At 62.4% G+C, this 14259-nt stretch carries 16 protein-coding genes; 8 read left to right on the forward strand and 8 right to left on the reverse strand.

Annotated features, from left to right (window positions below; all coding sequences use genetic code 11):
• Positions 1-6: 6 nt before the first annotated feature.
• On the forward strand, positions 7-213 hold the full coding sequence (locus tag BBD46_RS18260; RefSeq protein WP_071403183.1) for a hypothetical protein: 207 nt from the start codon (positions 7-9) through the stop codon (positions 211-213).
• 36 nt (positions 214-249) lie between these two features.
• Here BBD46_RS18260 and BBD46_RS18265 read toward each other — a convergent pair whose 3' ends face one another.
• The 4 genes from BBD46_RS18265 to BBD46_RS18280 all read right to left on the reverse strand — a co-directional run bounded on the left by BBD46_RS18265 (position 250) and on the right by BBD46_RS18280 (position 4081).
• Complete coding sequence (locus tag BBD46_RS18265; RefSeq protein WP_071403094.1) at positions 250-1059, reverse strand: class I SAM-dependent methyltransferase; 810 nt, start codon at positions 1057-1059, stop codon at positions 250-252.
• Between the two features lie 137 nt (positions 1060-1196).
• Positions 1197-2078, reverse strand: coding sequence for a deoxyribonuclease IV (locus BBD46_RS18270; protein ID WP_071403184.1), 882 nt, complete (start codon positions 2076-2078; stop codon positions 1197-1199).
• Between the two features lie 130 nt (positions 2079-2208).
• The gene (locus BBD46_RS18275) at positions 2209-3171 is read right to left on the reverse strand and encodes a M48 family metallopeptidase (protein ID WP_071403095.1); all 963 of its coding nucleotides are present in this window, start codon (positions 3169-3171) and stop codon (positions 2209-2211) included.
• 73 nt (positions 3172-3244) lie between these two features.
• Positions 3245-4081: a lipoate--protein ligase family protein gene (locus tag BBD46_RS18280; RefSeq protein WP_071403096.1), complete on the reverse strand. Its 837-nt coding sequence runs from the start codon at positions 4079-4081 to the stop codon at positions 3245-3247.
• Between the two features lie 176 nt (positions 4082-4257).
• On the opposite strand from BBD46_RS18280, the gene BBD46_RS18285 reads away from it, so the two are divergent.
• The 5 genes from BBD46_RS18285 (at position 4258) to BBD46_RS18305 (ending at position 8164) form a co-directional block, all read left to right on the forward strand.
• Positions 4258-5181, forward strand: a complete 924-nt coding sequence (locus BBD46_RS18285; protein ID WP_071403097.1) for a serine/threonine-protein kinase RIO2 — start codon at positions 4258-4260, stop codon at positions 5179-5181.
• A 744-nt stretch (positions 5182-5925) separates the two neighbouring features.
• Complete coding sequence (locus BBD46_RS18290) at positions 5926-6138, forward strand: hypothetical protein (protein WP_071403098.1); 213 nt, start codon at positions 5926-5928, stop codon at positions 6136-6138.
• A 202-nt stretch (positions 6139-6340) separates the two neighbouring features.
• The gene (locus BBD46_RS18295) at positions 6341-6931 is read left to right on the forward strand and encodes a 50S ribosomal protein L15e (RefSeq protein ID WP_004216765.1); all 591 of its coding nucleotides are present in this window, start codon (positions 6341-6343) and stop codon (positions 6929-6931) included.
• A 217-nt stretch (positions 6932-7148) separates the two neighbouring features.
• A complete protein-coding gene (locus BBD46_RS18300) occupies positions 7149-7583 on the forward strand; it encodes a universal stress protein (RefSeq protein WP_071403099.1) in 435 nt (144 codons plus the stop codon).
• Between the two features lie 140 nt (positions 7584-7723).
• Positions 7724-8164, forward strand: coding sequence for a low molecular weight phosphatase family protein (locus BBD46_RS18305; RefSeq protein ID WP_071403100.1), 441 nt, complete (start codon positions 7724-7726; stop codon positions 8162-8164).
• Between the two features lie 67 nt (positions 8165-8231).
• On the opposite strand, the gene BBD46_RS18310 is transcribed toward BBD46_RS18305, so the two are convergent.
• Positions 8232-8942 (reverse strand): phosphoribosyltransferase family protein, encoded by a 711-nt coding sequence (locus BBD46_RS18310; RefSeq protein ID WP_004216761.1) that lies wholly within the window; start codon positions 8940-8942, stop codon positions 8232-8234.
• 128 nt (positions 8943-9070) lie between these two features.
• Positions 9071-9745: a helix-turn-helix domain-containing protein gene (locus tag BBD46_RS18315; RefSeq protein ID WP_071403101.1), complete on the reverse strand. Its 675-nt coding sequence runs from the start codon at positions 9743-9745 to the stop codon at positions 9071-9073.
• Positions 9746-9910: 165 nt separating this feature from the next.
• On the opposite strand from BBD46_RS18315, the gene BBD46_RS18320 reads away from it, so the two are divergent.
• Positions 9911-10537, forward strand: coding sequence for a methyltransferase family protein (locus tag BBD46_RS18320; RefSeq protein ID WP_071403102.1), 627 nt, complete (start codon positions 9911-9913; stop codon positions 10535-10537).
• A gap of 177 nt (positions 10538-10714) precedes the next feature.
• Here BBD46_RS18320 and thrS read toward each other — a convergent pair whose 3' ends face one another.
• The gene (gene thrS / locus BBD46_RS18325) at positions 10715-12667 is read right to left on the reverse strand and encodes a threonine--tRNA ligase (protein WP_071403103.1); all 1953 of its coding nucleotides are present in this window, start codon (positions 12665-12667) and stop codon (positions 10715-10717) included.
• Positions 12668-13042: 375 nt separating this feature from the next.
• Here thrS and BBD46_RS18330 point away from each other — a divergent pair, with 375 nt between their 5' ends.
• On the forward strand, positions 13043-13372 hold the full coding sequence (locus tag BBD46_RS18330) for a DUF7322 domain-containing protein (protein ID WP_071403185.1): 330 nt from the start codon (positions 13043-13045) through the stop codon (positions 13370-13372).
• A gap of 73 nt (positions 13373-13445) precedes the next feature.
• Here BBD46_RS18330 and pyrE read toward each other — a convergent pair whose 3' ends face one another.
• Positions 13446-14036 (reverse strand): orotate phosphoribosyltransferase, encoded by a 591-nt coding sequence (gene pyrE / locus BBD46_RS18335; RefSeq protein ID WP_253184603.1) that lies wholly within the window; start codon positions 14034-14036, stop codon positions 13446-13448.
• Between the last annotated feature and the right edge of the window lie 223 nt (positions 14037-14259).

The following is a 14259-nucleotide window of genomic DNA, read 5'->3' on the forward strand; positions in this document are numbered from 1 at the left end:
ACCGATATGAGTTCGCTGTCGCCGTCTGCGCTTCTCGATCTGATTCAGTCGCCGCGTGTCGCGCTGCTCGCGAACGTCGCGCTCGTCCTCACCGGATCGGTGCTCGCACTGCTTTCGCTGATCGACCTGCTCACCGGCGTTCTCATCGTCGTAATCGGGTTCGTCGGCATCTACGCGTCGTTGCTCGGACAGCGCACTGAGGACGAGGGGTAGCCGGAAAACAACACTGCTCACCTGTCGAAAAGCGCGTCACACTCGACCAACAGTAACAAAAAACGGAACGGCCTCGCGCCGGCGATACGCTCGCGCTTCCATCTGCTCGATTACGTCACGGCCCATCGCTCGCCACTCGCTTCGCAGGTCGTCGTACTCCGCCGCCGTCAACGCACCCTCGAGCATTGTCTCTCGGTCGTCGGCTAGCCCCGCACCCGTCGCCTTTCGCCGCGCCGCAGCGACTGCTCCCTCACTGTAGGGCGGTTCGACGGTTCGAACGTGGTCGTACCGGCGCGTCTCGAATACCTCAAAATCAGCATCCGCCGCTGCGAACGCCTCGCGGGCGTCGGCCCCGAGCGCAACGTCGGTCGCAACGCCGTCGAGATAGGCGTCGCGAGCCCGCCGCTCGAGAGCGTCCTCAGCACCGACACTCGAGTCCACCTCGACGGCACCGTTATCCGGCTCGACGGCTGCGACAAGGTCGCGCGAGACGCGAGCGAACTCGGAGAGCGCGGCCGCCGGGTCGGGCAGGTTAATCAACAGCGCCTGACAGACGACGAGGTCGAAGGCGTCGTCGGGGAACGGCAGTCGGTAGGCGTCACCGGCGACGGTTGGGATGGGCGGCGCGTTCGCCGCTGCGGCCCGAAGCAGGTCAGGGTCTGCGTCGCAGCCGACGACCTCGCCCGGCGACTCCGCCGCGAGCACGCGGCTCAGTTCGCCGGTCCCGCAGCCGACATCGAGAATCCGCTCGCGGGACTCGAGTGCGAGTGGTTCGAGTGCCGCCCGGGAGTCATCCCACATGCCCTCGCGGGTCCGGTGAAGGTAGTCTTCGGAGAACTCGCGCACGGCTGCCAGTAAACGTGTGTTGGGTAAAAACGGGTCGATTTTCGGGGTGGAATTGGGGGTGGGGTTGGGATGTCTCGGGACGGAACCCGGGAGCTACTGACACTCCCGATCGCCACACACCCTTTCTGTCGCAGTGATCAGGCCTCTACTTCCGCCTCTCGCAGCTCCTTGACTTTCTCGATGTTCCAGGCGAAGCCGCGACCGTCCTCGGTCGGCGTCTCGAGTGCAAACGGCAACTCGCGCAGGTCTGGGTGGTTGACGATCGCCTGCATACCGTCCTCTCCGATGTAACCCTCGCCAACGTGAGCGTGCTCGTCCTTGTGCGTGCCCACGTCGTGCTTCGAGTCGTTCAGGTGAATGTACTTGAGGTACTCGAGTCCGACCTCGTCGTCGAACCGGCCGACGGTCTCGTCGACCGCCTCGGGTGTCGTGAGGTCGTTGCCCGCGACGAGCGTGTGAGCGGTGTCGATACAGATGCCGATCTCCGTCTCTGTGCGGTCGATGATGCCCGCGAGGTGGGCGAACTCGCCGCCGAGTTTCGTGCCGCTGCCCGCGTCGGACTCGATCAGGATCTCGACGCCCTCGGGAACGTCGAGTTCGTCGATCAGGCTCGCCGCGTTGTCGAGGCCGCCCTCGACACCGGCCCCGGTGTGTGCGCCGAGGTGGACGTTGACGTACGGAACGCCGAGTTTGTCGGCGGCGTCGAGTTCGGCCTGCATGCTCTCTTTGGACTTCCGACGGAGGTCGTCCTTCGGGGTACAGAGGTTGACGAGGTACGAGGAGTGGATCACCCACGGTCCCTCGAGTTCCGCGTCAGTCTCCTCGCGGAAGCCTGCGGCGGCCTCGTCGCTGATCTCGGGCTGGGCCCAGACTTGCGGCGAGGTGGTGAAGATCTGTCCGCAGTTGCCGCCGAAGGCGAGCTGGCGGGAGATTGCGTTGCGAACGTCGTCGTACGGCGGCGTCTCGGTGTCGGAGGAGACGCGCGAACCGGAGATCGAAACGTGTGCGCCGACCTTCATGGTCATGAATCCTCGTCAGTACCGGTTCGTGATAGGTACTTCGGACCAATCCGATCGTCCGCTCGCTACGAGCCGACCGTTCACTCACTACGAGCCGACCGTCCGCTCGCGACGTTCCAACCGGGGATCGCTACGCGGCGGCCACCGACCGCAGCGCCCTGAGTCGCACCTCGAGCGGTGGATGCGTCGATCGCAGACCACCCGAGTCGACACCCTCGCCCAGCGTCGGCACGACGTTGATCGCGTTCGTCGACTGCGCGTGACGGAGGTCCGTCGATGGTCGGCGACGGCGACGACGACGGCGATTCGCGAGCCGCTCGAGTGCTGACGCGAGCGCGCCAGGATCGCCGGTGGCTTCGACAGCCGCGCAGTCCGCGGCGAGTTCGCGCCCGCGAGCGAACACGCCGACGCCGACGAGCGACAGCGACGTGAGCGCCCAACCGAGCGGGTCGAGTCGCCAGTGGTCGTCTTCGTCGTTTTCGTCGGCTTCGTACAGGAACTCGGCAGCGAACAACGGGACGAGCAGCCACGAGGTGAGCTGGAGGTCGTCGTTCGCCAAGTGGGCACACTCGTGAGCCAGCACGGCCTCGCGTTCGTCACTCGAGAGCGTCTGCACGAGTCCCTTCGAAACGACAATGACGGGTGAGCCACGGCGGCGGACAGCGAGTACCGGGTCGGTCGGCCGAGCGGTCGTGTACGCCAGCGGCATCACGTCCGGCCGCACCCGAACCTCGGGTGTTGCAATGCCGAACTGCGTCGCCAGTCGCGTCACCGAGGCCTCGAGCGATCGCCCTCCATCCGCGTCGATCTCCGCGGCTGGAACGGTCCCCTCGAGAAGTTCGACGCGCTCCAGTCGAATGGCGTGTGCGATGACGATCGCAAAACAGGGCAGGACCGGAATCGCGCCGATGGCGAGCGCCCACAGGAATCCCGTCTCGGTGAACTCGAGTGGCCCGAGTTGCATCGCGACGAAGATGAGAACAGCCGCGGCGAAGACGGTGACGACGTACGCGCTCGCGAGCAGCGTAACCGCGGTGATGCCGGCACCGAGCAGGGCTCGAATACCGATCCCGGTCGGTCCGGTCAGTCGCATACTGAGCGGTACGGCCGTCGGATCAAAAGCAGTCCGTTTTCGGGACCCGCCGAGCGAGTGGCGACGACAGACGCTACTGCTCTCCCGCCTCGAGAACCTCTCGCTCTCGGATCCACGCGTCCGATCCGTACTTTCGGTCAGCGAGCTCGCGGGCGGTCGCCAGTTCCTCGTCTCGCCACTCGCCCGGCGTCGCGTCACACCAGTCACCGAGCGCCGCCGCAAGGGTGTCGACTGCGTCCTCGCGGTCGATCCCGGACTCCTCGCGGATGCTCGTCACCCGGTCGGTGAAGGTGTCCATCTCGAGTACCTCGTCGAATACGCCGACGTGTTTGTCGGGTTCGCGGGCGTAACTCAGCGAGCCGTGCTGGATGACAACGTCGCGCTGGCGGTACTGGGCGTTACCGCTGATTTTTCGGGACTCTGTGGGCGAACTCGCCGGCGCGACCACGTCGTGGGCCGGGTTGATGTCCCGCAGATAGCACGACGGTTTGTAGATCGCCGACTGCTCGGCGGCGGCGAAGTCGGCGTCGACGCCCATCTCTTCGAAGGCTGTGAGGATCGGCTCACAAAAGAGCGCGTAGCACTCCATCAGATCGCCCGGTACCTCCTCGGCCGGCGCGACGACCGTGTAGGAGATGTCGGCGTATCGGTCGTGATAGATTCCGCCGCCACCCGTCTGGCGGCGGGTTACGTCGATCCCCTCACGTTCACAAAAGTCCCAGTCCACTGAGTCTGCCTCCTGTCGGTAGCCAAGTGACAGGGTACTCGGCTCCCAGGAGTAGACGCGAACCGTTCGAACGTCCTCTTCAAGTGCCGTCCGAGCGGCGGCCTCCTCGAGTGCCATCTGTGTCGCCCCGTCGCGGGCCTCGTCGGTGATGAGTCGCCACTCGCGGTCGGCAAGCGCAGTCATACCTGTTCCTTGCCGCCGGTTGAGTTAGTGGTATGGGTTCGGTTCGTGAGAGAATGAGAATTCGGCACCCAGACAGAATCGGGAAATTCGTCGGATTCGATATAGCCCTATCCAGTTTACTTCGACAGTGTGCCGTGTCACGACGTTTTTACGTACACGGCGGCTACGCCGACTATATGGTGCGGAACGTCGCCGAAATGTTGCCCGAACTCGAGGAGCAGGATTTCTATCTCCTCTCGGGGGTCGAACAGGGGATGCGCTTCTCGGAGTGGGTCCAGCGTGAGAAGCTCCCGAAGTTCTCGAGTCTCACCGAAGAGGAGGTGGACTACCGCCTCGAGCGCTGTCTCAAACGGGGGCTCGTCGAGAAGAAAACCATCCAGTACGAGGGGTACACCCTGCAGTTCGAGGGCTACGACATCCTCGCGTTGCGCGCGCTCGTCGAGCGCGAGACGATCTCCGAGTTTGGCTCGCCACTGGGCGTCGGCAAGGAGAGTGACGTCTACGAGGTTCGATCGTACAAACCGCTCGCGCTGAAGTACCACCGCGAGGGGTATACGAACTTCCGTGAAGTGCAGAAAGAACGCGACTACACGTCCGACAAGGAGCACGTCTCCTGGATGTACACCGCCCGGAAGGCCGCTGAGCGCGAATACGAGATTCTCGAGGAGCTATACCCAGATGTCGCGGTTCCCCAGCCGATCGACCAGAACCGCCACGCCATCGTCATGGAGAAGATGGACGGCGTCGAACTCTCACGGACGAAACTCGAGGACGACCAGGTGCTCGGCGTACTCGATCTGCTCGTCTCCGAAATCGCACGTGCGTACGAACACGGCTACGTTCACGCAGACATGAGCGAGTACAACGTCTTCTTGGACGAGGGAGGCGTCACAATCTTCGACTGGCCCCAGGCCGTGCCGACGAATCACGAAAACGCCGAGGAGTTCCTCCGGCGCGATCTCCGAAATGCGGTGGGGTACTTTCGCCGAAAGTATCCACAGCACGTTTCAGATGAAATCGATGGCGACGAGGTTGCGACCGAAATTATCGACGGCGAGTTCGAGACGATTCGTCGGACACAAGCAAACAACGACGACTAACGATCCGCACGGCCCTATTTTGCGTCATTTTGGGCGACTGAGTGTGAGTTGCTCGCAGTATCTGCCAGATGATTACTGTGAGACATTATGAAGTGGAACTAATAAACAGGATTTCGATATACAGAATTTCGTGACTATCTGAAAGTATGTAATTCGCCTTCCCCGCATGGAACTCGTAGAGAATACGCTGCTGATGGCCCGAGTGACCTCCTCCTCGCCGTTTACGGAGAGGGATCGAAGATCCCTCAGGCAGTCGGGCTACGCCCGACGACGGCGAGGCTTCCCACGAACCGAGGCCCGCTGCGTTGGGAACTTCCGTTTACACACCGACGGGGTGCTGGCGGGGCCACGCCGCCGTTACTCCTATCCGGCAGTGGGACCGAGGTTCTACCCTGCTGACTCGGAGTTATCTGGCTTGTTTTACGTCGGTCAGCACCCAGTGCGGCCACAGAACACGTACGTCTGTGGTGCGGCGATTCACGCCCGCCGTAAAACGACGGGATTCTCTCGCCTCAAGAAGATAGAACCGTTCTGTATACAGAACCGCGGTTCACGTCGAACACCGAACCGTTTCAACGAGTGGGATCTCGAAAAGCCTGCAGGCGATTTCTGAACCGGACGACCGTGAACTGTAATTACGGCTGATCAATCAACGGAACGCATCGATTAGCAGCCTGTTAGTCGTATAGAAACGGTCTAGTGCTGTGCATAGCTATCACTCACTGTGTCATCTGTTCACTCGGGATGTCAGAGACAGCACTCGAGTACCAAAAGCACGTGCTCGCAACGGTGATCGATGAGGCAGTGTACGTCGGATCGACCTCAGAGGCGGAGGCCGAGCGGTTGCACAACCGACTCGCGGACGTAGAGTCACTGCAGTCGGTGGATCAGTTTTGGGATGATCTCTCGCGGGAGTACGAGGTACTTGAGGCCGAACTCGAGGCCAGAGAGGCCTGAACAGCGGGCGGATTGCGGTGGATCGTCACGACACGACACGGTCCGCCCGCTTCGAAGCTCTTATACTCGGGAGTTGGATAGGTGAAACCGACTCGCTGGATCGCGGGCACCAGCGGGCACCTGTTCGGCACGCGACGCCGCCACAGGACGGGATGTGATCCGGCGCTCGGATTGAACCAGGAAACGCCCGCGGTGACAAACAATGGCAAAAAGCTTCTACTCCCACATCAAGGAGGCATGGAAGGACCCCGACGACGGCAAGCTCGGGGAACTGCAGTGGCAGCGAAAGCAGGAATGGCGAAAGCAGGGCGCAATCGAGCGCATCGACCGTCCGACCCGCCTCGACAAGGCGCGCGAACTCGGCTACAAGGCAAAGCAGGGCATCATCGTGACCCGCGTGTCGGTCCGCAAGGGGACTGCACGCAAGCAGCGCTTCAAGGCCGGTCGCCGAACCAAGCGCCAGGGTGTCAACCGCATCGGGCGGCGCAAGAACATCCAGCGCATCGGTGAGGAGCGCGTTTCGCGCAAGTACCCCAACCTGCGCGTCCTCAACAGCTACTGGGTCGGCGAAGACGGCAGCCAGAAGTGGTTCGAAGTGATCCTCGTGGATCCCGAACACCCTGCGATCCAGAACGACGACGACCTGAACTGGATCTGCGACGACGCCCACACGAACCGCGCGTTCCGTGGGCTCACCAACGCCGGCAAGGACAACCGCGGTCTCAACAACCGCGGCAAGGGCGCAGAGAAGGTCCGACCGTCCAACACGGGCGGTCGGGGTCGCGCGAAGTAAGGTCTCGAATTCGATTCCGCTTTTGTATTTGTATTTGTATTTCTACGCCCACATAGCGACAGCGTCGTCGACGGGAGCCGTCGCGACAACAATCCGTGGTCCCCCCACTTACGGTGAGGCGCTTGCACAGCAACCCGCAGGAGCAGGACGAATCGGCCATCCCAGCGCCCGAGAGAACGGCCTGGAGTTTAAATCACAGTCAGCCGTAGTGGCGACTATGCCAAGCCACGTCCTCGTCCCAGTCGACGACTCGGACCGCTCGACCGACGCACTCGAGTTCGCCTGCCAGGAGTACCCCGACGCGACGATCACGGCACTACACGTCATCGATCCGGGTGACTTCTACGCCGCAACGGGGATCGAAGGCGGTGCGATGGCGAACTACGAAGAAATTCAGAAACACCACGAGAGCCGCGCCGACGAGCTACTCGAATCGGCCCGCGAACAGGCCGACACGCACGGGGTCGAGATCCAGACGGATCGCGTCGTCGGCGGCATCTCGCGCTCGATCGTGAACTATGCCGAGGAGAACGACGTTGACCACATTACACTCGGGAGCCACGGCCGGACTGGTGCGAGCCGGATTCTGCTGGGCAGCGTCGCGGAGAACGTCGCACGACGGTCGCCGGTGCCGGTGACGATCGTTCGGTAAGCAACTCTACCAGTTCACGCCGACTCAAGAACAGGTCACTTGCTTGATGCCAGCGACTCCGGCTGGCTGTATCCGTGTCTACGTTCCGCACACGAGAACTCATACGAACGCTTAGGACCCCAACTGCGCTACGACCAGCCATGAGTGCGCCACACACGACGCCTCCGCTCCAGGTCGCGTTCGTCTGCGTCCAGAACGCCGGCCGGAGCCAGATGGCGACCGCCTACGCCGAACGCGAGCGCAGTAGCCGGGACCTCGAAGATCAGATCGAAATCCGCACCGGCGGCACTAGCCCTGCAGAAAGCGTCCACGACGAGGTGGTTGAGGTACTGTACGGTGATAAGATCGACATCTCGGATCGGACCCCGCGGGAGATTTCGGACGCGGTACTCGAGTCCAGCGACTACGTCGTGACGATGGGCTGTTCGACGCTGTCACTACCCGACGCCGTAGACAGCCGCGATTGGGATCTCCCGGACCCACACGGACAGAACCGTGAGCGAGTGCGCGAGATTCGCGACGAAATCGAGGAACGCGTGTCGTCGCTCTTCGATGAGTTCGAGGCGGGACTCGAGAACTGAGCGTCGGGTGGATTGATCGGACGGAGAGACGTGTTTGTGGAGGATATCAACGAGAGGCGGACAGCGATCAGACGGTCGTCAGCGCACCAACCGGTGCGTCGGTTCGCTCGCGGGCGCGTTCGATCCCGTCGTCACCGGCAGCGATGAGTGCGAAGACGCCGGCGACCTCCGCCTCGGAGGTTTCGACGATGTCGAGGAGTAGTTCCTGCGTTTCGCCCGAGCGGATGAGGTCGTCGACGACGAGAACGGAGTCACCGGCGTCGACGGCAGAGGCGGGTAGGTAGTAGGTGAGTTCGATGCCGGATTGGAGGCGCTGGCGGGCCTCGATGAACTCCTCGACGGCGGTCTCCTTGCTTTTCTTCGCGTAGGCACAGCGAGTGCCGTAGTAGCTCGCGAGCGAGGCGGCGAGCGTGATTCCGTCCGTCGCGGCGGTGAGGACGACATCTGGACGGTCGAACTCGAAGCCGTTGGCGACGACGGGCGCAACGAGATCGAGGAAGGACTGATCGAAGACGGTGCCGGAGTTGTCGACGTACCCCTCGTCGTCGACGCGAATGCGGGCGTTGAGTTCGTCCGCGATGGCCTCGCGACCGATGTCGTCGACGACTTCGCGGGCGCGTTCGGTACCGGGAAGGACGTGGCCGTTGACGTAGCGGTTGAGGTCGCCCGCCGGGAGGCCCGTCGTCTCCGCAAGTTCGTCGTAGGTTCGCGTCTCTTTCAGCATCCGCAAAACGTCGACCGCCCGAAGCTGGAGGGCAGCCTTCTCGGCTCGGTTCATATAGGTATGCACGATTCCGCAACCATGTGGATTTCGATCTCCCCGTGAGTGAGAGACCATCACGAACATGGGATTTCGAGAGATGAAGCCGACTGTTAGAGAGAACGGCGGGACGAACCGTGGGTCGACTATTTTCGACCGTACCGCCGCACCAGACGCCGCATCACACGTGCCTGCGCCTTCTGGAGTAGTCGCGACGCCGTACTCGAGGCACAGCCCAATTCGTCGGCAACCTCATCAACGCCGGCCTCACGCGGGACTTCGAAGTAGCCGACCTCAACAGCTGCCTCGAGCGCTTCGAACTGCCGCTCCGTCAGGTCGCCGCTGAGCGGGACGTGACGGCGGTCGTACTCACCGATCGCACGAACGTCGACGCCGATTTCGTCGGGCAACCCATCGAGTAGCGCCTGTAGATCGTCGCCAGCGCCGACGATCGTCATGTAGAAATCGGCTACAGAATCGTAGACGATTGGTGGCACGACCACGAGATCGAGCGCGGCGAACGCCTCGCGCCATCGGATGTCCTCCTGACGCGTCTCCTGACAGATGTAGACGTAAAACGTCTCGTCGTCGATCGGCGTGAGATCGTACCAGCGAACCGAGTCGACGGCTTCGATTCTCTCTTCGTAGGGGCTGCGATCGGCGTCGACGTAGAACAGTTCGTACTCGAGTCCGTCCTCGCGACCGACGACGTTCCACGTCAGTAGTTCTTCGTAGCGAACCACATTCGTCTCGCGGATGAATCGCTGCATCGGATGGAGCATCCAGTCGGGCTGTGAAAGGCGGACATCGAGGTGCTTCATCGGTCGTCGTTCAGTTCTGCGAGGACAGTTCACTTATATATACACTAGTAGAGCCGCGAAAACGCGAACGGTGGTCCCGCCGTGACAATCCCATATGGGTCGACAACAGTTGGTGAAACGCGAGCAGCGAGCGACAACCGAGGAGCACGTGGCGGAGGTGCCGCCGTGATCGAACTCGGTTCGCTGTCGATACCGACTGCGGTGTTCGCCGTAAGTCTCGCACTCGTGATCGCAAACCTCTCGGGCATCGTCGCCAGCGCGCTCGGCGTTGCCACCTACTGGCCACCGGGCGAACGAACGTGGCAGTTCTACGCGCACTGGACGATTTCGCACCTGCTCAACGTCGTCCTGGCTGTACTCGCGTATCTGGACTGGAACAGCCTCGGGCTTCCACGAGTCCCGAGTTTCGCTGCGGGTGCGGTCCTGTTCCTCGGCGGCTTCGCGGTCGCCTTCGCGGCCGGCCGTGATCTTGGCGTCGAGGAAACGAAGGGGCTGTCCGGTGAGTTGCGGACTGGTGGCTGGTATCGGTACTCGAGAAATCCGCAGTACGTCGGCTACATCGCCGCAACGGTCGGGTTTGCGTTGCTCACAAACTCGGCATTGGTGGCCATCGTCTGTACCGTCTTCCTCTGCTGGTGGCTCGCATTACCGTTCGCTGAAGAGCCCTGGCTACGCGAGCAGTACGGTGAGGGGTACGAACGCTACGCGGAACGCGTGCCCCGATTCATCGGCATCGAGACCGTTCGCGAACTCACTGGCGCACGAGATCAAGAGTCCACACTCACGGAGTGAGACTGCCAAAGCAGAAATCGGTGAACAGAAACCGGCGAGCGTCCCTCAGACGGACACTTGGGCAGCATTTCCGGCACAATCCCATCGTTCCGTGGGTGCGTGATTGCGTGGATGCGTGGTGGGTACGTGATTGCGTGGGTATGTGGATACGCCGGTAGATCGCTATAGCAGCCCGTCTCAGCCCTGGAGGAAGTCCGGCTCGGAGCGCTGCTCGTCGCGCTCGGCGACGAGGTGGTCACGGAAGTCCTCGATTTCGACGTCGTACTCCTGATCCTCGAAGCGGTCGCGGACCGAGATGTTCCCGTCCTCTTCCTCGTTGTCGCCGACGATGATCTGGTACGGCACCCGGTCGTCGTGGGCCGCGCGGATCTTTCGCTCGAGGGTGCTGTCGCGGTCGTCGACCTCGACACGGAAGTCGTCGAACTCGTTTGCGACCTGGTAGGCGTAGCCGAGGTTCGCGTCCGAAATCGGGAGGACGCGGACCTGTTCCGGCGCGAGCCAGAGCGGGAACTTGCCCTCGTAGTGCTCGATGAGCATCATGAAGAACCGCTCGTAGCTGCCGTAGAGCGCGCGGTGGATCATCACCGGCTCGTGCTCTTCGTTGTCCTCGCCCACGTAGGAGAGGTCGAAGCGGTCTGGCATGTTGAAGTCCAGCTGGACCGTCGGCCCGTCCCACGCACGGCCGATGGCGTCCTCGAACGCAAAGTCGATCTTCGGCCCGTAGAACGCGCCGTCGCCCTCCTCGATATCGTAGTCGAGATTGCGCTTTTCGAGGACGTTCTCGAGTTGCTCCTCTGCGTGCTCCCAGATCTCGTCGCTGCCGACGGACTTCTCGGGGCGCGTGGCGAGTGCCATCTCGTACTCGAGGTCGAACGTCTCGAGTACGTCGATGATCATGTCCATGATCTCCTCGACTTCCTGTTCGATCTGGTCGGGGCGGATGAACAGGTGGCCGTCGTCGATCGTAAAGGCCCAGACGCGCGAGAGGCCCGAGAGTTCGCCGCGCTGCTCCTTGCGGTAGACCTTGCCGTTCTCGGCGTAGCGGATCGGCAGGTCGCGATAGCTCCAGGATTGATCCTGGAAGATAGCGGCGTGGCCGGGGCAGTTCATCGGCTTTAGGCCGAACTCGTCGTCGCCGACATCGAAGATGAACATGTCGTCGGCGTAGTTCTCGTAGTGGCCGGAGCGGTGCCAGAGGTCCGTCTTGAAGACGTGTGGCGTCTCGACGTAGTCGTAGCCGGCGTCCTTGTTCAGGTCCTCGACGAAGTCCTCGAGTTCCTTCAGTACCGTCTTCCCCGGCGGGTGGTACAGCGGCAGGCCGGGACCAGTTACGTCCTGAATCGAGAACAGGTTCATCTCGTTGCCGATGCGGCGGTGGTCGCGCTTCTCGGCTTCCTGCTTTCGCTCGAGGAAGTCCTGGAGATCGCTCTCGTCTTCGAACGCGGTGCCGTAGATGCGCGTCTGCATTGGGTTCTCCTCGTCGCCGCGCCAGTAGGCGCCAGCGATTTCTAGGAGCTTGACGGGGCCGATCTCGCCCGTCGAGTCGACGTGCGGGCCGGCACAGAGGTCCTCCCACTCGCCCTGCTTGTAGAAGGTGACCTGCTCGTTCTCGTCGGCGAACTCGGAGAGGAGTTCGAGCTTGTAGGGCTCGTCCGCGAGACGCTCTTCGGCCTCTTCGATCGTGACTTCCTCGCGCTCGATCTCGTAATCCTCGTCGACGATGTCTGCGATTTCGGACTCGAGTGCGGCGAGATCTTCCTCGTCGATGTCGAGGTTGTCGAAGTCGTAGTAGAAGCCCTCGTCCGTCGGTGGACCGATGGCGAGGTCGACGTCGTCGTAGTGGCGCTCGACTGCCTGTGCGAGGCAGTGGGAGGCCGAGTGTCGCATGACGGCGAGGTACTCGTCGGACTGGTCCGTGATGATCTCGAGTTCGGCGCCGTCGTAGGCTGGTTGCTCCTTGGCGACGAGGTCGCCGTCGAGTTTGCCGGCGACGGTGTCGCGGCCGAGACCGGGGCCGATTTCGTAGGCGCAGTCTTCGACCGTTGCGCCCTCGTCGACGTGGAGTTCGGAGCCGTCCGGGAGGACGACCGTTAGCTGTGCTGGTTCTGATTGTGGGTCTGATTCTGACATGGCTCTGGCTGGTTGTGACTGGTGAACTTCTGTTGGTGGTGGCCCTGCGAGAAGTTCGGATCGGTGTCCGCCTGACCGTGTTCGGGTCCGAGTTCGTGGCCGTGTGTGGCGTGTACGTGTGCCGCTCTGCTGTGGGTCGCGGCCGACACAGCGAGCGGTAGGTGAGGGTTAGAAGCGGGCGAAAGCCCCTGTAAAGCGGACACCTACCATCGTAGCTACGGTTTGTCCGGTGCAGGATAAAAACATTGTGATGAGGGTGCTCCAACGGATGTGAGCCGGGACGAAACGGGCAGGCAGAACGAAACGGATGGAAAGCGTGAGAGTGAGAGAGACGGCGGCCGAACGGTTTTGAGTCCACCTCGCGAACCGATCACCGTGTTGGACCCATCAGACGACGATCCGTTCGAGGACCCGTTTGGGGATGACCCGCTCGACGATCCCTTCGGCGACGGCTCCACCGGAGACGGCGAAGCCGACGAGGACATCGCGAGTACGTTCGAGTCGATCGATCGGTCGACACTGCTGGCGTTCGTCACCGTCGGGGTCCTCGTTCACGGCGGGATCTTCGCAGCGAGTCTCGGCGCGATGCTGGTCGGATTCCGTGGGCAGTGGGTCGTCGGTGGATCACTCGCAGTCGCTGGAGTTGCAGCGCTCGTCCTCTCGGTGGGGATCTACCGTCGATACAAGGCCAAAGAGGACGCGTAGCTCAGTAGCAGAACGACGCACGTAGACAGCATCTCAGTCACGGTCAGTCACGGTCAGTCGCGGTCAGTCGCGGTCAGCCACGGTCAGCGAGCAACTCACTCGCTGTCACCAGCGCTTCCATCTCGACATCTGCATCTTCGACGTTCTCACGGCCGCCCTCCTCGCGGTCGACGACCACCAGCGCGCGGTCGACCGTCGCGCCAGCCTCTCGAAGCGACTCGATCGCATCGACCAGACTCGTTCCCGTCGTCACGATGTCCTCGAGTACCACCACTTCCTCGCCCGCCTCGAGTTCGCCCTCGATCAGGTTGGCCGTGCCGTACTCCTTGCGCTGTTTGCGCGCGATCACGTAGGGTGCGCCGGCGACGACACTGGTTGCGGCGGCGAGCGGGACAGCGCCAAGGGCGACGCCGGCGAGTTTATCGTCGGCGTCGATTCGGTCTGCAAAGGCCTCGGCGACGGTTTCGAGGCAGTCGGGGTCGGTTTCGAAGCGGTACTTGTCGACGTAGTACTCGCTGGTGCCGCCGTGGGCGAGTTCGAACTCGCCGAACTGGACGGCGTCGGCGTCTCGAAGTGCCTCGATGAGTGTTTCTGTGTCGACGGTGGTGTCGGTAGCGTCGGTAGCATCGGTGGCGCTCTCTCCCTCCTCGGAATCGGTCGTCATTGCTCGAAGTGGCGAGACGAACCGAAATAAGCGGTGTGGAACCGAGTCGCCGAAGTCAATATTGTGGCACCCTCGTTCGTGGCTCACACTATACGCACCGCGGACACCGTTCGTACAGCCAACCCCATCCCGACGCTCTCCCAGACGATACAGAACTCTCCGAAACCGACCGCATACCAAGGCTATTTGTACACAGCCTTATCTGAATAGTCCGGTTTTGTAC

Source organism: Natrialba sp. SSL1, assembly GCF_001861355.1.
In the GTDB taxonomy this organism is placed as follows: domain Archaea; phylum Halobacteriota; class Halobacteria; order Halobacteriales; family Natrialbaceae; genus Natrialba.